Source organism: Salipaludibacillus sp. HK11 (assembly GCF_047795645.1).
In the GTDB taxonomy this organism is placed as follows: domain Bacteria; phylum Bacillota; class Bacilli; order Bacillales; family Salisediminibacteriaceae; genus Salipaludibacillus.
Window position 1 is genome coordinate 3,760,397 of sequence record NZ_CP181045.1, and the last position, 21,085, is coordinate 3,781,481.

Here is a 21,085-nt window from a genome sequence, read left to right on the forward strand (position 1 = left end):
CAATGGAAAATCATCTTTATTTTTAGGCTATCGACCATATTAATTGGTGTGACAGTATCTTATTCTTCTTCCGACTGATGAATTAACTCAAGAATTCGTTCTAAATCCTCGTCAGTAAAAAAGTCAATTTCAATTTTACCTTTATTCCGTCCTTTTTTAATTTGTACATTTGTGCCAAAGTATGTTTTTAAAGATGACTCTCTGTCTTTTAAGAATGGTGATAAGCTTTTTTTAGATGTTCCACGTGAAACATTTTCATTCGTGCGTTGAATCCATTCTTCTAACTGACGCACACTCATTCGCTCTTTTAATACCTTTTGGATCAACGATGTCAACTGATTACGATTTTTCAATCCCAACAAGGCACGTGCATGCCCCATAGATAATTTACCCTCAGATAAGTATTGTTGTGCAATTTGAGGTAATTGTAACAACCGAACATAATTAGCAATGTGAGGACGACTCTTGCCTAACCGTTTTGAAAGTTCTTCTTGAGTCACTTGCAAATGTTCCATTAATTTTTGATATGCTTTTGCTTCCTCTAATGGATTTAAGTCTTCACGTTGCAAATTCTCAATCAACGCAATTTCCATCATTTCATCTTCGGTTAGCTCTTTAACAACGGCAGGAACAACATTTAATCCAGCTTCTTTGGCAGCTCTAAATCTACGTTCACCGACAACAATTTCATAACCTTTAATACTTTTACGTACAATTAATGGTTGTAGAATACCATGTTGTTCAATAGAGATTTTTAATTCATCGATGGCTTCTTTCTCAAATACTTTCCTTGGTTGATAAGGGTTAGGTCGAAGGTCCGCAATCTTGACATCCTGAACTTTGTCTTCCACCTCTTCCGAAGCTTCAGGAAAAAAAGCTCCAATTCCCTTTCCTAGCCCTCTAGCCATGAGTCATCACTTCCTTTGCTAACTCTAAATATACTTCTGCTCCTCTGGATTTAGGATCATATGTAATGATCGGCTTTCCATGACTCGGTGCTTCTCCTAATCGAACGTTTCTCGGAATAATGGTTTGAAAAACCTTTTCTCGGAAATACTTTTTTACCTCCTCGATCACTTGAATACCTAAATTAGTTCTTGCATCGAGCATCGTGAGCAAAACGCCTTCAATTTCCAATTCTTGATTCAAATGTTTTTGTACTAGGCGGACAGTATTCAGTAATTGACTTAATCCTTCAAGTGCGTAATACTCGCACTGAACAGGGATCAGTACAGAATCAGCTGCTGTTAATGAATTGATAGTCAATAATCCTAATGATGGTGGACAATCAATAATTAAGTAATCATAATCTGCTTTAATTGAATCTATTGCGCGCTTTAATCGCACCTCGCGAGATATTGTTGGTACTAATTCAATTTCCGCGCCCGCTAATTGAATCGTTGATGGAAGTATAAATAAATTTTCTACTGCTGTTGGAACAATGACATTTTTTGCTTTTTGATCTTCAACAAGTACATTGTAAATACATTCGTCGACATCTCCTTTATCAATCCCGATGCCACTAGTCGTATTCCCTTGTGGATCGATATCAATAATAAGAACTTTTTTACCCTCGTGGGCGAGGCATGCACTTAAATTGACTGATGTTGTTGTTTTACCTACCCCGCCTTTTTGATTAGCGATGGCTATGACTCTCCCCATCTTGTCACCTACCTAACTACATACTTAATTTTTATCGTCATATTTATACAAATGATCCTTCTCTTTTATTCTATCATGAAAAATGAATCATAGATTAAAACGAATCGTAAAAAATTATTTTTCACTACCTTAGCCTTATAAAGTGCCATTATTTTCTTAGTATTTCAGTCTACTAAAGCGGAATAGAATCTTTAATCACATATAAAGACTTCGTTCAATATCTTTCAATTGTGACTTACTTTATTAAATGTTGACTAGCAGTGCCAAAGTGATAGAAAAAAGCCGCAGTCGCTACGTATGCGAATACGGCTTTTTCTATTGTATTTATTCAAATTACTTCTTTGGAATTCGAATTGTAAACTGAAAATAATCCTCGTGCTCTTCTTCATCTGTGTTAATTGTCATTCCAGTTTGAGCTACCATATCAACTGATTTACGGATAGTATTCATAGCTAACCTAGTATCCTTTGAAACAGCCTTACGAAAAGGTTTCTTTTTCTTAGTGAGCCCCTCGTCTTCTGTTAATTTTCTAATGGCTTCTTCTGTTTGTTTAACATTCAATTCTTCTTCAATAATCCGAGAAAGTAATTTTTCTTGTTTGTCCAGATCTTTTAATCCAATTAGCGCTCTCGCATGACGTTCCGAAATTTGTCGGTTTAACAGGGCATCCTGAACAGAAGTAGGAAGATGGAGCAATCTTAATTTATTTGCTACCGTCGACTGACCTTTTCCAAGCCGCTGAGCTAAACTTTCCTGAGTCAACCCATGTAGCTCAAGTAATTTGGAATAAGCTTTTGCCTCTTCAATCGCTGTTAAGCCTTCTCGTTGCAAGTTTTCTATTAATGCAACGGACGCTGTTTTCGTATCATCAAAATCTTTAATAACAGCAGGAATCGTTTCCCAGCCAAGCTTTGTGACTGCTCGCCAACGTCTTTCCCCTGCAATTATTTCAAATTTCTCGTTACGTTCTCGTACTACAATAGGTTGAATAATTCCATGGGTTTGAATTGTCCGCGCTAGTTCATTGATTTTATCATCCACAAAGACTGTTCTTGGTTGATAGCGGTTTGGAACAATATCAATAATAGCAATTTGTTTAACTTCTTCGTTTTGAATTTTAATACTCTCTTCATTTCCCTCTGTTTCTTCTTCGTTTTTCTCATTTAAACCAAAAAGTTTTGAAAATGATTGTTTCATGGTGGCACCACCTTCAGAAAACTACCTCTTATTTCCCAAGAAAAAACAAACGTTGAAAATCACTCTGAACCATACAATGAACTTGATTCTTTATCAACTACCTCATAATCGATGTAGCAGCAGATTTTCATTACTCGTCTTCTTAGAATAAAGAAATGATATTACTTGTCACTGAACCATAATTGTTTCACGTGAAACAATCAATATGAAGATCGATATATAAATAAGTACATACTGCTAAAATTTCCTCGCATATATAGTATACGTGAGATTGGACAATTCTTCTATAAAAAAATAACTAAATTACATATAAATGTTTGTTACATGGTATATTGCAGTTTTTTAACATCAATATGTATCAGTTTAAACAGTGATATCTTCACTTAAAACATTATAAAGCGTAGTAGCCACCATAAATTATGGTGGCTTTACTATTATATAGTCAAGTAAGTGTACGTGTAGCTTTAATAACTAGACAAGAGGTTGCTTGTTTGGTGTTCCTGGCTTTCTTGGATAAGATTTTGGTGTAGCTTTTTCCTTTCGAATAACAATGATGGACCGCTCACTACCCTCCATCGGTAATTGGAAATCGTACTTGTTCTCTAATCTTCCACCTAACATCGTGATTGCCTTCTTTGATTGCGCTAACTCATCGCTAGCCCCAGATCCCTTCATTGCGATAAATTGACCGTTTTTCTTTACAAATGGTAAACACAATTCCGTCAAAACCGGCAACCTAGCAACCGCACGAGATATTGCGAGATCAAATTGTTCACGCTGTTCTTTCTTCTTTGCAAATTGTTCTGCTCGTTCATGGTAAAAAGAAACACCCTTAAGGTTCAAATGGTCAGCAAGTGCTTGTAAGAAAGTAATTCGCTTATTCAAAGAATCAACAATCGTCACATTGATTTGAGGAAAGCAAATTTTCAAAGGAAGACTAGGAAAACCAGCCCCTGCTCCAATATCAATAACACGAATTGGTTCATGAAATTTTTCATAAAATGCAGCTGAGATAGAATCATAAAAGTGTTTTAAATATACATCTTTCTTCTCAGTAATCGCCGTTAAATTCATTCGTTCATTCCAATCGACCAATACTTCATAATAACGTTCGAATTGATTCATTTGAACATCTGTTAACGTAATCCCCTTTTTTTCTAAGGATACACGAAACACTTCTTCATTCATTTCACTAATCACCTCTCATTGCGACACATTCATCACACTATTTCAGCTAAATTAACTTTTTGAAGTTTTCCTTGTTGCATATAGACATGTAACACAGAAATATCTGCTGGATTCACACCTGAAACTCGAGATGCTTGTGCCATTGACAATGGCCGAACTTCGGAAAGCTTTTGTCTCGCTTCCATAGCAATTCCTTTAATAGCCATGTAATCTAAATCTTCAGGAAGTTTTTTCTCAGCCATTTTTTTGACCTTTTCTACTTGTTCGAGTTGTTTTGCTATATATCCTTTATATTTCACTTGGATTTCCACTTGTTCAGCAACATCTTCATCAAGAACCTTGTCTGCTGGGGTTAATTTAACTAAATCAGCATAAGTTAACTCAGGTCTCTTTAACAACACATCAGCATGATAAGCTTCTTTCAAAGCTGAGGCACCTTTTTCTTCCATAATTTGTTGCGCTTCTTCTGTTACTTTAATCATCGTATTTTCCAATCGCTTGATTTCAGCTGCAATCGCATCTTTCTTTAGCGTAAATCGACGATAGCGATCTTCTGAAATCAACCCAATTTGATATCCTTTTTCTGTGAGACGAAGATCTGCATTGTCGTGGCGCAATAACAAACGGTATTCTGCTCGTGATGTTAAGAGGCGATAAGGTTCATTTGTTCCTTTCGTCACTAAATCATCAATCAACACACCAATATACGCTTCAGAACGCTCTAGGATCAGCGGTTCTACTTTTTGAACCTTTCTTGCTGCATTAATACCAGCAATTAACCCTTGTCCTGCCGCTTCTTCATAGCCACTCGTACCATTGATTTGTCCAGCAGTAAATAAACCACTAATCTTTTTTGTTTCCAATGATGGCCATAGTTGCGTAGGTACAATTGCATCATACTCAATCGCATAACCTGGTCGCATCATTTTCACATTTTGCAAACCTGGGATTGTCTTCAGAATATTATGTTGGACATCTTCTGGAAGGCTTGTCGACAACCCTTGAACATAAACTTCTTTCGTATTTCGACCTTCTGGTTCAAGAAAAATTTGATGCCGTGGTTTATCATTGAATCGTACCACTTTGTCTTCAATAGAAGGACAATACCTAGGCCCTGTTCCTTCAATCATTCCAGAATACATTGGTGAACGATCTAAATTATTATTAATCAAGTCATGTGTCTCACTATTCGTGTGAGTCAACCAACAAGGTAACTGATCAGTAATAAATTTTGTCGTATCAAATGAAAATGCTCTTGGTTGATCATCTCCTGGTTGAATTTCCGTTTGATCATAGTCAATCGTCTGTCCATTGACACGAGGAGGAGTTCCCGTTTTAAATCGAACCATCTCAAAACCTAACTCTTGCATATGATAAGAAAGATTCACAGATGGTTGCATATTATTTGGCCCACTTTCATATGAAAGATCACCGAGTATAACTTTTCCACGCAAGTAGGTTCCAGTCGTTACGACGACTGCTTTCGAATGGTATTCCGCACCCGTTTGTGTAATGACTCCTTTGATTTCTCCATCTTCAACGATAAGTTTTTCAACCATACCTTGACGAAGCAATAAGTTATCTGTTTCTTCAATTGTTTGTTTCATTTCGTGCTGATAAGAAAATTTATCCGCTTGTGCTCGCAATGCGCGAACCGCAGGGCCTTTTGCTGTATTTAGCATACGCATTTGAATGTGAGTTTTATCAATATTACGCGCCATCTCGCCGCCCAATGCATCCATTTCTCTTACAACAATCCCTTTTGCCGGACCACCCACGGAAGGGTTACAAGGCATATAAGCGACTGCATCTAAATTCAATGTTAACATCAACGTATTTGCACCCATACGCGCCGATGCTAACCCAGCCTCAACTCCTGCATGACCCGCTCCGATGACGATGACATCAAAATCTCCACCATGGTAACTCATCGTAGATTCCTCCTTTTTATTATCAAAACTCGACATTCTATTTACCAAGACAAAACTGCGCAAATAACTGATCAATTAAACTTTCATGAACACTATCGCCGATAACTTCACCAAGTAGTTCCCATGATTTCGTAATATCTATTTGCACCAAATCAACCGGCATCCCGTCTGATACTGTCTTTAGAGCATCTTCTATTGCCTTTTTCGCTTGGTTCAACAAGGCGATATGTCGGGAATTAGAGACGTATGACATATCTCCTGTTTCGAGATTACCTTGGAAAAACATATCTTTAATTGCAACTTCTAATTCGTCAACACCTTCATCTCTAAGAAGAGATGTACCTACGACAGGTCCGCCTCCTGCTAAATCACGCACTTTATCCATGTTAATTTTATCTTCTAAATCAGTTTTGTTAACGATGATAATCGTATCATGATCTTCTGCTAACTCGAATAATTCCTTGTCCGATTCTGTCAACGGTTCATTATAGTTTAGCACGAGCAGGACAAGCTCGGCATCTTTAATTACTTTACGCGACCTCTCCACACCGAGCTTTTCAACAATATCTTCCGTATCGCGGATTCCCGCTGTATCAAGAAGTCTTAATGGAACACCACGAACATTCACATACTCTTCAATGACATCTCTCGTCGTTCCAGCAACTTCTGTAACAATCGCCTTATTTTCATGCACGAGACTATTTAATAAGGAGGATTTTCCGACATTTGGACGACCGATAATAACAGTAGATAAGCCCTCACGAAGAATTTTCCCCTGCTCGGCAGTTTGCAAAAGACGATCAATTTCATTTATTACAAAAGTCCCTTTTTCTTGAAGGATTTCTAATGTCATTTCGTCTGCATCGAATTCGGGGTAATCAATATTCACTTCCACATTAGCCACAGTTTCAAGCAATGTTTGTCTCAACTTTTGAATTCGCTTAGATAACTTACCTTCCACTTGATTCATTGCTACATTCATTGCACGATCAGTTTTTGCTCTAATCAAATCCATAACACCTTCAGCTTGAGAAAGGTCAATCCTTCCGTTCAAAAAAGCTCGCTTCGTAAATTCACCTGGTTCTGCAAGTCGTGCACCTTCATTCAGAACAAGTTGAAGAACGCGGTTAACAGAAGTAAGACCACCGTGACAATTGATTTCCACCATGTTCTCTTTCGTATACGTTTTCGGTGCTTTTAAAACAGACACCATCACTTCTTCTGTAATCTCTCCTGATTTTGGATCACAAATATGACCGTAATTTATCGTATGACTTGCTACATCGACTAAATGATACTTCCCTTTATATATGTGGTCTGCTACTTCCATCGCATCATCACCACTTATACGAACGATCCCAATAGCTCCTTCGCCCACTGGAGTCGATATCGCTGCAATTGTATCCATCTCCATAAGTCATCCTCCTTTCATAATAAAATCTGTTTATATTCTTGTTGATATGTTATATAAATTGTTTTACTCACGAAAAGCGTTTTACATCCTCAGTAATTACAACAACTTATCAACATTAATGAAACCCATTAAAATGCTATCTCTTCTATAAAATTATAATAGAAATAATTGTCAATTATTATCTGAATTTAATTCTTGATTACAAATGAACAGAATACCATAAAAATGTAACATAAGAAAGGGAATCATTTCTCTTATCGTCCATTTTATAGATAGTTATCCACATAAATATAAAAAACACCGATATTTATAAGTTTTTTTACCCACATGTGGATAGTTTCTAAAAGGCAATATATTTAATATAATCATTTTAAAAAAGTATTTTTTAAAAAAATGTGGATAACTTAAAAATAAGAGAAGGATCTATAAAGTACAAAAAAAGTTGCATCAGAGTATTAATCCGATGCAACCTGGTTCTGTAAATTATTTTGCGTCGTTTATCTAAGTTGACTGAATCATTTTGGTACAACGACAATTCGTCTATGAGGTTCAGCTCCATCAGAATATGTGGAGACACCTTTTACGTTTTGCAGCGCAGTATGAATTATCTTTCGTTCATGAGCGTTCATCGGTTCCAAACGTACTTCACGTTTGGTGCGCACCGCTTTACTGCTGAGACGTTCAGCCAATGTTTCAAGGGCTTCCTTTCGTCGCTCACGATATCCTTCTGCATCAAGATGAATGCGGAGATAATTTTCTGACTGCCGATTGGCTACTAGATTAACAAGGTATTGAAGTGAATCCAAAGTTTGACCGCGTTTGCCAATTAAGACGCCCATATCTACTCCTGAAATGTTCAAGTAAATTCCTTCATGACGTTCTTCTTTTTCCACGCTAGCTGAAATTCCCATTTTATCAATTGTATCCCGTAAAAAAAGAATTGCTTCTTTTATCGGTTCAGGCTTAACCTTCATCTCTACAACAGCAGGTTTGCCACCAATTAATCCTAAGAAAGCCTTTTGAGGTTCTTCGATCACTTGAATTTCTACTTGATCTTTATCTACTCCAAGTCTTTGCAAGCCTAACTCCACAGCCTCATCTATCGTTTTCCCTGATACAGTCACTTTTTTCACTTCTTATTCGCTCCCCCTGTTTTAGCATCTTTAACCTTTCCAACATTCGGTCCAGTAATAAAGTGAGTTTGAACAATCATAAATAAGTTACCGATTACCCAGTAAAGTGCCAATGCCGATGGGAAAAATGCTGCAAATGCAATGATCATAATTGGCATAATATACAACAACATTTTCATTTGTGGATTATCTTGCACCATCATCATTTTTTGTTGAATAAATGTTGTTGCACCCGCAACAAGCGGTAAGATAAAATACGGATCTGCACTTCCTAATTCAAACCATAAAAAGTCTTGTGGAGCGCCTGTATACGTCGGATCCACATCCGGATTAATTTGCGGTGTTCGAATAATCGCATGGTATAAAGCGATTAATATTGGCATTTGAACAAAAATCGGTAAACAACCAGCAAGAGGGTTAACGCTATGCTCCTGGAAAAGCGCCATTGTTTCCTTTTGTAATTTTTGCTGTGTTGCCTGATCTTTCGCACTGTATTTTTCACGAATTTCTTTCATTTGAGGTTGCAATGCTTGCATTGCTTTCGTACTCTTCGTTTGTTTAATCATTAAGGGTAAAATTACTATTCGAAGTATAATAGTAACACAAATAATCCCCAAACCGTAACTGTTCCCTAACGCTTCTGCAATGGTTGTAATGAGCCATGACAGTGGATATACGAAAAAGGAATCCCAAAAACCATCATTTTCAACCTTAATCGGTTGATCAATGCTAAAACAACCGGTCATTACGACCATCAATCCAATTAGTAATCCAATTAAACCTAATTTCCTTGCCACTCTAGGTCCTCCTATCTCTTCCTATCAAGAATATATAAAACGTCACCCTATCAAGATTTATCAATTTTCATTCTATATTACTAGTTTATAAACCTCGATAGAACAACCGAAATAACGATTACTTTTCTTCTAACTTTATGCTATTTTTTGATTTATCAGGGACGAGATCAATTCCACCAGGGTGAAAGGGATGACATTTTACTATCCTCCGTATCGTTAACCAACTTCCTTTTAGGATACCAAAACGATTAATTGCTTCAATACCATAATGAGAACATGTCGGATAAAACCGGCACGTTGGCGGAGTAAATCTTGAAATCCATTTTTGATAAAAGCGTAAGATTCCAATTGCTATCGATTTCATGTTATTCCACCTCAAGGTTATACATGGGATTTTTTTCGAAAAAGCTTGGCCACTTTCATCACATGGGTAAGTGATTTTTTCATTTGATAATAATCCATATCCGCAGTAGGTTTTCTAGCAATGATGACGATATCACGGTTTTGATACATTTCTGGAGATAGCTCTCGCAATATCTCTTTCATTAATCTTTTTATCCGATTTCTCATCACTGCATTCCCTATTTTTTTACTTACAGATAAACCAAAACGAATCGATGCCTTCTCATCACCTACCAACTGATAGACAACAAATTGACGATTTGCAACTGACTTCCCATGTTTGAAAACATTTTGAAAATCTTCATTCTTTTTCAAGCTGTACTGCCTCTTCATTCCTGCACCTCATCTAAGTGGTCTGCCTTGAACAGGCCGCCAAAGACAAACCCAATCTATATTATAAAGAACTTTCGCTTAAATCGCCATATATTCTACGAACAATTTAAAAACATATCATTTATAGAGAAATTGGAAACATTCTATCTTTATTTCAATTCTAAACGAGTTAACAAACGCATAATAGACTAAAAGAGCATTTTTTCTCATCTTGTCCAACCTACGAAAATTCAAACCAATTCTATTAAAAATGAATAATATGTACAAAAGAAAAACCAGATCACTACTCTCTCTTATTATGAAAGATTAAGAATTGATCTGGTTTCTCGTCATTCTCTTCTATCTGAAATTAGATCCCTTTAACATCATTTATTTACACTATGATCATTAAAAAAGACCACTGATCAGACAGTGGTCTCATTACGCGGACAATACTTTTCTTCCTCTACGACGACGATTCGAAAGAATTTTTCGACCGTTTTTTGTAGCCATACGCGCACGAAAACCATGATTCTTTTTGCGCTTTCTGTTATTTGGATTAAATGTTGGTTTACCCATCTATTCCACCTCCTGAGGTTGATCATTTCATCAAAATCGCAATTCAATCTAATAAACTCGACGTTACAAGTTTTCTTCACAAATTTAAACGACGAGATTGACATTCCTGTAAATTATATGAGACCCACACACTAATGTCAAGCCCGGATCACAATCGTTTAATTTTCATTCCATTTTTAAAGTTATCCAGTCAATAGAAAAATTACAAAAATATTTTTTCTTACTCTCTTGTGGACAACTTTCGCCAATTTTTTACACCTTTCCACAACGACCAACACAAGTTTTACACATTATCTTGTGTTGTGGACAAGTTTTAGACACAACCCCTTGAATCATGTGGATAACATTTTCTAGTCGTTGTCCTTCCTCTTTTTGTTTGTTATTATATTCTTGATTTTTATCGTGGAGAACCTGTGGTAAAATAAAAACTATCCACAGATGTGTACAACTTTGTGGATAGTTGTTCAACCATCTGTATAGGTTTATCCACATAGTTGTTAATATAGTTAACAGAATGCATTACTACCTATATATATACTTATCCACATTAGACTAGTAATTATATTTATTCATTGCTATTCATTGCAGTTATACATTCGTTGTACAAAAAGCGAATTTATCATCGGATTTGCTATACTGTTATGGGACAGCACCTGGCAAGGGAGGGTCAAAGATTGGAAAATTTAAATGATTTATGGGAACAAGCTTTAACAAAAATCGAAGAAAAAGTAAGTAAACCTAGTTATGATACGTGGTTTAAATTTACGAAAGCTGATTCGATAGATCAAAGTTCGAATACGATTACCGTCATTGCTCCAAATGAATTTGCGAGAGATTGGTTAGAAAATCGTTATTTTGGTATTATCACTGAAACATTGAACGAATTAACCGGAGCTGAGCTCGAAGCCCGGTTTATTTTACCGCAAGATGACAAAAAGGATGATCTAGAATTATTTGAAAAAGGGAAACAACGGCCAAAACCTCAAGCTCAAGAAATCGAAAACATACCTAAACATATGCTTAACCCTAGATATTCTTTTGATACATTTGTCATCGGTAGTGGTAATCGTTTTGCACATGCTGCTTCACTCGCTGTCGCAGAAGCACCTGCTAAAGCATACAATCCCCTATTTATTTATGGTGGTGTTGGGCTAGGAAAAACTCATTTAATGCATGCAATCGGCCATTATGTAATGGATCATAACCCTGGAGCAAAAGTTGTTTATTTGTCTTCAGAAAAATTTACAAATGAGTTTATTAATTCTATACGCGATAACAAAGCAGTCAATTTTAGAAATAAATATCGTAACGTTGATGTGCTATTAATTGACGATATTCAGTTTTTAGCTGGAAAAGAACAAACGCAAGAAGAATTTTTCCATACATTTAATTCTCTTCACGAGGAAAGGAAACAAATTGTCATATCAAGTGATCGTCCACCAAAGGAAATCCCAACATTGGAAGATCGTCTCCGATCAAGGTTTGAATGGGGATTAATTACCGATATTACACCACCTGATTTAGAAACAAGAATTGCTATCCTAAGAAAAAAAGCAAAGGCAGATAATTTAGATATTCCGAACGAAGTCATGCATTATATTGCCAATCAAATTGACACAAACATACGTGAACTAGAAGGGGCATTAATAAGGGTTGTTGCGTATTCATCTCTAATTAACCAGGATATGAATGCGGACCTCGCAGCAATAGCTTTAAAAGATATTATTCCGAATTCGAAACCTAAAAAAATAACAATTCAAGATGTGCAAAGATGTGTTGCTGCAGCGTTCCAGGTGAAAGTTGATGATTTAAAAGCGAAGAAACGAACCAAAACTGTCGCATATCCACGACAAATTGCAATGTATTTATCACGTGAGTTAACAGATAATTCTTTACCTAAAATAGGTACTGAATTTGGTGGTAGAGATCATACAACAGTCATTCATGCTCATCATAAAATTGAAAAATTGTTTGCAACTGAACAGGAATTACAGCAACAAATTCAAGAAATAAAAGAGGAATTAAAAAAGTAGCTGTAAAAAATGTGAATAACTCCAGTAATCTTATGCACAACCTGTCCACAGGTGGATAACTTGGTACAACTGGCTAAATATTAGTTATCCACATATTCACAGGCCTTACTACGATTACTTCTATAAATAATTAATAAAAAATATATATGTACTGTTATTTAGAACAAAACATTCTAGCAAAATTCATTTCTGAAAGTGAGGAACAAAAACAATGAAATTTAGTATTCAACGAGATCGATTTGTACAAAGTGTTCAGAACGTTTCAAAAGCCATTTCTTCTAGAACTACGATTCCAATTTTAACTGGTATCAAAATAGAGGCTTCACATGATGGTGTGACATTAACAGGCAGTGATTCTGATATTTCGATAGAATCTTTTATTCCAACTGAAGAAGGTGACCATCAACTTGTTGATTTAGAAATCGAAGGGTCTATTGTTCTTCAAGCTCGTTTTTTCGCTGATATTGTTAAAAAACTACCTGAAGATACAGTCGAAATTATGGTTGGAGATCAATTAGTCACCCAATTAAAATCAGGATCTTCTGTATTTAACTTAAATGGTCTTGACCCTGAAGAATATCCACGATTGCCAGAAATTGAAGAAGAAAATTCATTTAAATTGCCAAAAGATTTATTAAAAAGTATTATTCGGCAAACCGCATTTGCTGTATCAACAGTGGAAACACGACCAATATTAACGGGAATTCATTGGTCGCTAGAGAAGGGACAACTCACTTGCACTGCAACAGATAGTCACCGGTTAGCAATGCGTCAAGCAGAGGTAGAAACGAATACAATAGATTTAGAATTTTCGAACGTCGTTATTCCAGGAAAGAGCCTCAATGAACTAAATAAAATTATTGATGATACAGATGATTGGATTGACATTATCGTGACAGATAACCAAATTCTGTTTAAATCAACACATTTATTATTTTTCTCTCGGTTGTTAGAAGGAAATTACCCAGCAACGAAAAATATGATTCCTACACATTCGAAAACGACAGTTAAGCTAACTGCAAAAAAATTACTTGATGCCATTGAGCGCGCCCTTTTACTGTCGAAGGAAGGGAAAAATAATGTAGTGAATGTTAAAACAATTGAGAATAATCAATTGGAGATTACTTCAGTTACACCGGAAGTAGGAAAAGTAACAGAGGATGTTGAAAGTCTTGAATACACAGGAGAAGAATTGAGGATTTCATTTAACGGTAAAAATATCATTGATGCTTTAAAAGTTATTGAATCAACAGAAGTGAGTATTGATTTCACAGGTGCAATGAGTCCGTTTGTGATGAGACCAGCTGAAAGAGATCATATGCTCCATTTATTCTCACCTGTTCGTACTTACTAATTATTCAAATAAGTTTACAAACATCTTGATTTTCTTATCTACTTTAAAAATCGAAATAATAGAGCAGCTCTTTGAAAATTCATTGATGCTGCTTTATTTGTGGTGAAGTATTTCACTACTTTTAAAATCATTTTATAATTCGATTGGCGTTTATTGAAAGTTTTTAGTACAATGTAGAGTGATAGAATTTGTGTGCGTAGAAATAAAGGAATAAGTGTTGTAGTGGTTACCACACTTACCTTGATAGTTATATCGGAAATAGCCATCCTTTCCCTAGATAAAAAGTTATTTTTAGAAAGTGAGTGATCTCATCTTGGAAGAGCAAATGAAGATCAAAGACCAATTTATTACACTTGGCCAAGCATTGAAAGAAGTAGCAGTAATTGATTCAGGTGGACAAGCAAAATGGTTCTTGGCTGAAATTCCCGTTTGGGTAAATGATGAAGAAGAAAATAGGCGTGGACGTAAGCTTTACCCTGGTGACCAAGTGACCATCCAAGATCACGGTACCTTTATGATTACCAGAGATGACCGATAAAGAGGGATTACGTTGCACATAGATCAACTAACAATAAAAAATTATCGGAACTATGCTCAAGGAACACTAACCTTTCAAAATCGAGTTAATGTCATTCTTGGTGAAAATGCTCAAGGTAAAACGAATCTCGTCGAAGCTATCTATGTATTGGCTATGGCTAAGTCACACAGAACTCCTAGAGATAAGGAGCTAATTCGCTGGGATGAACCATTTGCTAAAGTCGAAGGTCACTTAACAAACCGAAATGGACCACTTCACATGGAAGTGGTGTTTTCTAATCAAGGAAAGAAAGTAAAACTTAACCATATTGAAAAAAAGCGTCTTAGTGACTATATAGGGTATTGTAATATTGTCATGTTTGCCCCTGAGGACCTCACATTAGTGAAAGGGAGTCCGCAAGTTAGACGTCGTTTCCTCGATATGGAAATGGGACAAATTCACTCCATTTACCTCTATCATCTTTCTCAATACCATAAGATACTTAAGCAGCGAAATCAGTGGTTAAAAGATGTTCAACAAAAGAAAGTGAGAGCAGATCAAGCTATGCTTGGGGTCATGACAGAACAATTGTTGCAATCAGCGGCACATGTCATAACGAAAAGATATGCTTTTCTCGATAAACTGCAATCTTGGGCGGAACCAATCCATCATCAAATTAGTCGTGGAAAAGAGCATTTGAAAATTGTATATGTCCCTTCCTGTAACGTATCAGAAGAGATGGATTTGACAACAATGATGGTAGCGTTAAAAGATAATTATGCAAAAGTTGAAGAGCGTGAAATGCAGAGAGGAACAACATTAATTGGTCCACATCGAGATGACTTATCCTTTTTTGTAAATGGACGAAACATTCAAACTTATGGTTCACAAGGACAACAAAGAACAACGGCATTGTCGTTAAAGCTTGCTGAAATTGAATTGATTCAAGAAAAAACAGGGGAGTATCCAATTTTACTGTTGGATGATGTATTGTCAGAGTTAGATGATTATCGACAAACTCACTTATTAAATACAATTAAAGGAAAAGTGCAGACATTTGTCACGACAACAAGCGTTGACGGACTTGATCATGAAATGTTGAGGGATGCTGATACATTTTATGTAGAAGAGGGAAACATTCAGCAAAAAGATTGAGGTGATGATGTTGTTTATCCATTTAGGCGGAGACATGGTTTTAAATGCAGACAGAATCGTGGCCATTGTTGATCATCATAGCTATAGTTCATCTGTCGAAAATCAAGAATTCTTAAAATATAAAAAGAAACAAAAATCAACGGTGAAAGTAACAGAGGACACTCCGAAATCTTTCGTAATTACCGAAGATGACGTTTATTTATCTCCTATTTCCTCTCATACATTAAAACGGCGAGCAGAAACATCAACGATTGTCTCTGAAGAAGAATAGATGCAGTCAAGTACAGCTAATTGAACAGTATTATCTAACGAGAGTGAAAGATTTAAAGTGAAATTCCTTTTATTAAGAGACATCGATTTAGAATACTTAGCAATTATTTGCTAGGAGAAGTGTAGGTGAAGAATAGTGACATTGGAACATTCCTATGATGAAAGTCAAATTCAAGTATTAGAAGGTTTAGAGGCCGTTAGAAAACGCCCTGGGATGTATATCGGATCGACGAGTTCACGAGGGCTTCATCATCTCGTCTGGGAAATTGTCGATAATAGCATTGATGAAGCAATGGGCGGACACTGTGATGAAATCCATGTAGCAATCGAAACAGATAATTCGATTACAGTTGAAGACAACGGTCGCGGGATCCCTGTAGGTATTCATGAAAAAATGGGTCGTCCAGCTGTAGAAGTAATCATGACTGTCCTTCATGCAGGTGGTAAATTTGGCGGGGGAGGTTACAAAGTTTCCGGTGGATTACACGGTGTAGGGGCTTCTGTCGTAAATGCTCTTTCAAGCCATTTAGAAGTAGAAGTTCATTTAGACGGAAAAAAACATTTAATAGAATTTACTCGTGGAATTCCGGATGCTGATTTAAAAGTGGTCGGTGACACGGATAAAACGGGGACGATTATTCGCTTTAAACCGGATGAAGAGATTTTCACTGAAACAACCGAATATGAGTACGATATTCTTGCAACCCGTTTACGTGAGTTAGCTTTCTTAAACCGAGGTCTCCGTATTTACATTAAGGACAAGCGTGAAGGTGGAAAAACAGCTGAGTATTACTATGAAGGTGGAATCAAGTCATTTGTTGAACATTTAAATCGAACAAAAACAGCTCTCCACGAGCCTCCAGTCTTTATTGAAGGAGAAAAGGAAGGTATCTCAGTTGAAGTAGCGATGCAGTATAACGACGGGTTTTCAAGTAATCTTTACTCATTTGCTAATAATATCAACACGCATGAAGGCGGTACACATGAATCTGGATTTAAGACTGGGCTGACTAGAGTTATCAATGATTACGCAAGAAAAAATGGATTGTTTAAAGAAGCTGACGCCAATTTAATTGGTGATGATGTTCGTGAAGGATTGACAGCGATTGTTTCAGTTAAGATTCCAGATCCCCAATTTGAAGGACAAACGAAGACAAAACTTGGAAATAGTGAAGCAAGAACAATAACGGATTCGTTATTTTCAGAGCACATGTCTAAATTCATGGGCGAGAATCCAACAATAGCTAGGCAGATCGTTGAAAAAGGTTTAATGGCATCACGAGCAAGAGATGCTGCTAAAAAAGCGCGTGAATTAACGAGACGCAAATCGGCATTAGAAATTAGCTCATTACCAGGGAAACTAGCAGACTGCTCAACAAAAGATGCCTCTATCAGTGAAATATACGTCGTTGAGGGTGACTCAGCAGGTGGTTCAGCTAAACAGGGTAGAGATCGTCATTTCCAAGCGATATTACCACTAAGAGGGAAAATCATTAATGTTGAAAAAGCGAGATTAGATAAAATTCTTTCAAACAATGAAATTCGTGCGATGATCACAGCACTTGGTACTGGAATTGGCGAAGAATTTGATATTTCTAAAGCAAGATATCATAAAATTATTATCATGACGGATGCTGATGTTGATGGTGCCCATATTCGTACGCTATTATTAACGTTTTTATATCGTTATATGCGCCCGATTATTGAAGAAGGGTATATATACATTGCACAACCACCGCTATACAAAATCCAACAAGGTAAAGCGATTCATTACGCCTATAATGATAAAGAGAAGGACCGTATTTTTGCTGAATTATCAGCATCACCAAAACCTGGACTTCAGCGTTACAAGGGTCTTGGGGAAATGAATCCAACTCAATTGTGGGAAACAACGATGGATCCATCCATGAGGACGCTTTTGCAAGTGACTTTAACCGATGCGATGTTAGCAGATGAAGTATTTGATACGCTAATGGGTGATCGTGTGGAACCACGAAGAGATTTCATTCATGAGAATGCCCATTACGTAAAGAATTTAGATATATAAATTTAGCAGGAAGTTCAACCATGCAGAGAATCAACTTGCATGGTTGATACTTCAATCGACTAAGACGTCATGCGATTCGAAGGAAGATAAAATAAGTAATACTAAAACGAAGATTGATTTTAATCTTTGCTATATCCATACATAAATAAAATTATATGCAATAAGCGATTACTTGCTTTTTACAAGCCGATATGGATCTATGCATTGAAAAGGCTAGTGGGGTCAGTTGGAATTTGGTGAACGGAGGTACAAGGAATGTCTGATCAAGAAGAATCTAAAGTAAAAGAAATTAATATAAGTCAGGAAATGAAAACATCGTTCATGGACTATGCGATGAGTGTTATTGTCAGTCGTGCTCTTCCTGATGTTCGAGATGGGTTGAAGCCGGTTCACCGTCGTATTTTATATGCAATGAACGAACTGGGAATTACTGCTGATAAAACTTATAAAAAATCTGCTCGTATCGTAGGTGAAGTAATAGGTAAGTATCACCCTCATGGTGACTCAGCTGTATATGAAACAATGGTTCGGATGGCACAGGACTTCAGTTATCGCTATATGCTCGTCAATGGACATGGGAACTTTGGTTCTGTTGATGGTGATGCGGCAGCAGCAATGCGTTATACAGAAGCAAAAATGTCGAAAATATCAATGGAATTAGTTAGAGATATTAACAAAGATACGATTGATTACCAAGAGAACTACGATGGTTCAGAGACAGAACCAATTGTTATGCCAGCGAAATTCCCTAATCTACTTGTGAATGGTACATCAGGTATTGCCGTTGGTATGGCAACAAACATTCCTCCACACCATTTATCAGAAGTAATTGATGGGGTCCTTGCTTTAAGCAAAGATCCAGAGATTACAGTTGCTGAATTGATGGAACATATTCCTGGACCTGATTTTCCAACTTCAGCAGAAATTGTAGGTGTTTCAGGAATTCGTCGCGCTTATGAAACTGGCAAAGGATCAATTATTATTCGAGCAAAAGCAAAAATTGATGAGGTAAATGGGAAACCAAGAATCATTGTCAATGAACTCCCATATCAAGTTAATAAAGCGCGTTTAATTGAAAAAATCGCTGAACTTGTTCGTGATAAAAGAATAGATGGTATTACAGATCTTCGTGACGAATCCGACCGTACTGGTATGAGAATTGTTATTGAGTGTCGTCGTGATGTAAATGCAGATGTTTTATTAAACAATTTGTATAAGCAAACATCTCTTCAATCAAGCTTTGGTATCAATATGCTCGCACTTGTAAATGGACGTCCCCAAGTGCTTTCGTTGAAGCAAGTTCTTTATCATTATCTTGAGCACCAAAAAGTCGTCATACGCCGGCGAACGGAATTTGAACTGAGAAAAGCCGAAGCGAGAGCGCATATTCTTGAAGGACTGCGCGTTGCACTTGATCATTTAGATGAAGTTATCGCTTTGATTCGAGGGTCTCAAACGGCGGAAATTGCTCGAAATGGTTTAATAGAAAAGTTTGAACTTACGCACGATCAAGCTCAGGCAATTTTAGATATGCGTCTCCAACGCCTTACAGGGTTAGAGCGAGATAAAATAGAAACAGAATATGAAGAATTAATGAACAAAATTGCTGAACTTAAAGCAATCCTAGCTAATGAAGAGAAAGTACTTGAAATTATTCGCGAAGAGTTAATTGATATTCGTGATAGATTTGGTGATGAGCGTCGTACGGTGATCACATTTGGTGAAGATAGCATGGAAGATGAAGATCTTATTCCACGCCAAAACGTCGTTATAACTGTTTCTCATCATGGGTATGTTAAAAGGTTACCAGTCTCTACGTATCGTAGTCAAAAGCGTGGTGGGCGTGGTGTACAGGGGATGGGAACCCACGACGAAGATTTTGTGCGTCATCTGTTTGTGACAAATTCCCATGATCATTTGTTGTTTTTCACAAACAAAGGAAAAGTGTATCATATGAAAGGTTACGAAGTTCCTGAACAAAAGCGCACGTCAAAAGGAATTCCGATTATTAACCTTCTGCAAATTGAAAAGGATGAATATATAAGTACCGTCATTCCTATTTCTGATTTTAACGATGAACAATCGCTATTCTTCATGACGAAATACGGTGTATCAAAGCGTACAGCACTTAAAGCTTTTTCTAAAATACGCCGCGGTGGATTGTTTGCAATCAAATTGCGTGAGGATGATGAGTTGCACGGAGTACGACTTACCGATGGTTCTAAAGAGTTAATCGCTGGAACACGGAAAGGGATGTCGATTCGTTTCCATGAAAATGATGTGAGATTAATGGGAAGAACGGCAGCTGGTGTAAAAGGGATTCACCTTAAGAAGGACGATGAAGTTGTCGGGATGGATATTATAGAAGCCGGGCATGATATTTTGATCGTTACGGAAAAAGGGTTTGGTAAGCGAACGCCAATTGAAGAATATCGTCAACAAACGCGTGGAGGTAAAGGAATCAAAACATGTAATATTACTGATAAAAACGGAGAACTTATATCATTAAAAGTTGTAGCAGATGATCATGATCTAATGGTCATTACAACAAATGGTGTAATTATCCGTATGCATGTTGGCGAAATTTCACAAACGGGACGAAGTACGCAAGGTGTGCGACTCATTCGTGTTGCCGATCAAGAATTTGTTTCGACCGTTGCTCGCGTAAATGTCGATGATGTCGATGAAGTTGACGAGGAAATTGAAGGAGAAATGAAAGAAGTAACAAACAATGACTCTGAAACCAATAGCATATCAATATCAGAGGAAGAAGAATTAACTGAAGAAAATATAGAGAGTGATGAAAACGACGAAAAAGATGAAAATGATCCAATAGAGGAAAATTAGAAAAACAAAACCTGGAAGTTTAGTCTTCCAGGTCTTTTCTTTTTTATGATCGTAGGCGCGGGCTCACTTGTCACTGTGGGATACTAAGTAATTGCTTTTCCAACTGGATTCTTTAGATGTTTAACGGCAATGCTTCTGTAAATACCTTTTAGTGCATCCAATTACTAGACAGAAGATGCTTGCTACTTCTTGGAGGTGTTTGGAACTTTCTAAACTATATTTTAGGGTTTGGCGCCGGTAAACGTTA

18 protein-coding genes are annotated in these 21,085 nt (G+C 36.8%); 7 read left to right on the forward strand and 11 right to left on the reverse strand.

Going from position 1 to position 21,085, the window contains the following annotated elements; all coding sequences use genetic code 11:
• Positions 1 to 59 precede the first annotated feature (59 nt).
• From ACM26V_RS17665 to rpmH, 11 genes are all read right to left on the reverse strand, one after another.
• Positions 60 to 908 (reverse strand): ParB/RepB/Spo0J family partition protein, encoded by an 849-nt coding sequence (locus ACM26V_RS17665; protein ID WP_416148056.1) that lies wholly within the window; start codon positions 906 to 908, stop codon positions 60 to 62.
• The gene (locus ACM26V_RS17670) at positions 901 to 1,662 is read right to left on the reverse strand and encodes a ParA family protein (RefSeq protein ID WP_416148057.1); all 762 of its coding nucleotides are present in this window, start codon (positions 1,660 to 1,662) and stop codon (positions 901 to 903) included. Before ACM26V_RS17670 ends, ACM26V_RS17665 begins: the two co-directional genes overlap by 8 nt.
• A gap of 333 nt (positions 1,663 to 1,995) precedes the next feature.
• Positions 1,996 to 2,859 carry a nucleoid occlusion protein gene (gene noc / locus ACM26V_RS17675; protein ID WP_416148058.1) on the reverse strand — a complete coding sequence of 288 codons (864 nt, stop codon included), beginning with the start codon at positions 2,857 to 2,859 and terminating at the stop codon, positions 1,996 to 1,998.
• 471 nt (positions 2,860 to 3,330) lie between these two features.
• Complete coding sequence (gene rsmG, locus ACM26V_RS17680) at positions 3,331 to 4,047, reverse strand: 16S rRNA (guanine(527)-N(7))-methyltransferase RsmG (protein WP_416148059.1); 717 nt, start codon at positions 4,045 to 4,047, stop codon at positions 3,331 to 3,333.
• 32 nt (positions 4,048 to 4,079) lie between these two features.
• Positions 4,080 to 5,978, reverse strand: a complete 1,899-nt coding sequence (mnmG, locus tag ACM26V_RS17685; protein WP_416148060.1) for a tRNA uridine-5-carboxymethylaminomethyl(34) synthesis enzyme MnmG — start codon at positions 5,976 to 5,978, stop codon at positions 4,080 to 4,082.
• Between the two features lie 37 nt (positions 5,979 to 6,015).
• Positions 6,016 to 7,392: a tRNA uridine-5-carboxymethylaminomethyl(34) synthesis GTPase MnmE gene (gene mnmE, locus ACM26V_RS17690; protein WP_416148061.1), complete on the reverse strand. Its 1,377-nt coding sequence runs from the start codon at positions 7,390 to 7,392 to the stop codon at positions 6,016 to 6,018.
• A gap of 515 nt (positions 7,393 to 7,907) precedes the next feature.
• On the reverse strand, positions 7,908 to 8,525 hold the full coding sequence (gene jag, locus ACM26V_RS17695) for an RNA-binding cell elongation regulator Jag/EloR (RefSeq protein ID WP_416148062.1): 618 nt from the start codon (positions 8,523 to 8,525) through the stop codon (positions 7,908 to 7,910).
• Positions 8,522 to 9,322 carry a YidC family membrane integrase SpoIIIJ gene (spoIIIJ, locus tag ACM26V_RS17700; RefSeq protein ID WP_416148063.1) on the reverse strand — a complete coding sequence of 267 codons (801 nt, stop codon included), beginning with the start codon at positions 9,320 to 9,322 and terminating at the stop codon, positions 8,522 to 8,524. The genes jag and spoIIIJ overlap by 4 nt, the downstream gene beginning before the upstream one ends.
• A gap of 118 nt (positions 9,323 to 9,440) precedes the next feature.
• Positions 9,441 to 9,686 carry a membrane protein insertion efficiency factor YidD gene (yidD, locus tag ACM26V_RS17705; RefSeq protein WP_416148064.1) on the reverse strand — a complete coding sequence of 82 codons (246 nt, stop codon included), beginning with the start codon at positions 9,684 to 9,686 and terminating at the stop codon, positions 9,441 to 9,443.
• A gap of 17 nt (positions 9,687 to 9,703) precedes the next feature.
• Positions 9,704 to 10,057: a ribonuclease P protein component gene (rnpA, locus tag ACM26V_RS17710; protein WP_416148065.1), complete on the reverse strand. Its 354-nt coding sequence runs from the start codon at positions 10,055 to 10,057 to the stop codon at positions 9,704 to 9,706.
• A 420-nt stretch (positions 10,058 to 10,477) separates the two neighbouring features.
• A complete protein-coding gene (gene rpmH / locus ACM26V_RS17715; RefSeq protein ID WP_416148066.1) occupies positions 10,478 to 10,615 on the reverse strand; it encodes a 50S ribosomal protein L34 in 138 nt (45 codons plus the stop codon).
• A gap of 674 nt (positions 10,616 to 11,289) precedes the next feature.
• Between rpmH and dnaA the strand changes: the two genes are divergently transcribed.
• The 7 genes from dnaA (at position 11,290) to gyrA (ending at position 20,838) form a co-directional block, all read left to right on the forward strand.
• Positions 11,290 to 12,648, forward strand: a complete 1,359-nt coding sequence (dnaA, locus tag ACM26V_RS17720; protein WP_416148067.1) for a chromosomal replication initiator protein DnaA — start codon at positions 11,290 to 11,292, stop codon at positions 12,646 to 12,648.
• Between the two features lie 211 nt (positions 12,649 to 12,859).
• Complete coding sequence (gene dnaN, locus ACM26V_RS17725) at positions 12,860 to 14,002, forward strand: DNA polymerase III subunit beta (RefSeq protein WP_416148068.1); 1,143 nt, start codon at positions 12,860 to 12,862, stop codon at positions 14,000 to 14,002.
• Between the two features lie 325 nt (positions 14,003 to 14,327).
• Positions 14,328 to 14,540 (forward strand): S4 domain-containing protein YaaA, encoded by a 213-nt coding sequence (gene yaaA / locus ACM26V_RS17730; RefSeq protein WP_416148069.1) that lies wholly within the window; start codon positions 14,328 to 14,330, stop codon positions 14,538 to 14,540.
• Between the two features lie 12 nt (positions 14,541 to 14,552).
• Positions 14,553 to 15,674 carry a DNA replication/repair protein RecF gene (gene recF, locus ACM26V_RS17735; RefSeq protein WP_416148070.1) on the forward strand — a complete coding sequence of 374 codons (1,122 nt, stop codon included), beginning with the start codon at positions 14,553 to 14,555 and terminating at the stop codon, positions 15,672 to 15,674.
• Positions 15,675 to 15,678: 4 nt separating this feature from the next.
• Positions 15,679 to 15,945 (forward strand): extracellular matrix regulator RemB, encoded by a 267-nt coding sequence (remB, locus tag ACM26V_RS17740; RefSeq protein WP_416148071.1) that lies wholly within the window; start codon positions 15,679 to 15,681, stop codon positions 15,943 to 15,945.
• Between the two features lie 135 nt (positions 15,946 to 16,080).
• Complete coding sequence (gene gyrB / locus ACM26V_RS17745) at positions 16,081 to 17,991, forward strand: DNA topoisomerase (ATP-hydrolyzing) subunit B (RefSeq protein WP_416148072.1); 1,911 nt, start codon at positions 16,081 to 16,083, stop codon at positions 17,989 to 17,991.
• Positions 17,992 to 18,246: 255 nt separating this feature from the next.
• Positions 18,247 to 20,838: a DNA gyrase subunit A gene (gene gyrA / locus ACM26V_RS17750; RefSeq protein ID WP_416148073.1), complete on the forward strand. Its 2,592-nt coding sequence runs from the start codon at positions 18,247 to 18,249 to the stop codon at positions 20,836 to 20,838.
• The last annotated feature ends 247 nt before the right edge of the window (positions 20,839 to 21,085 follow it).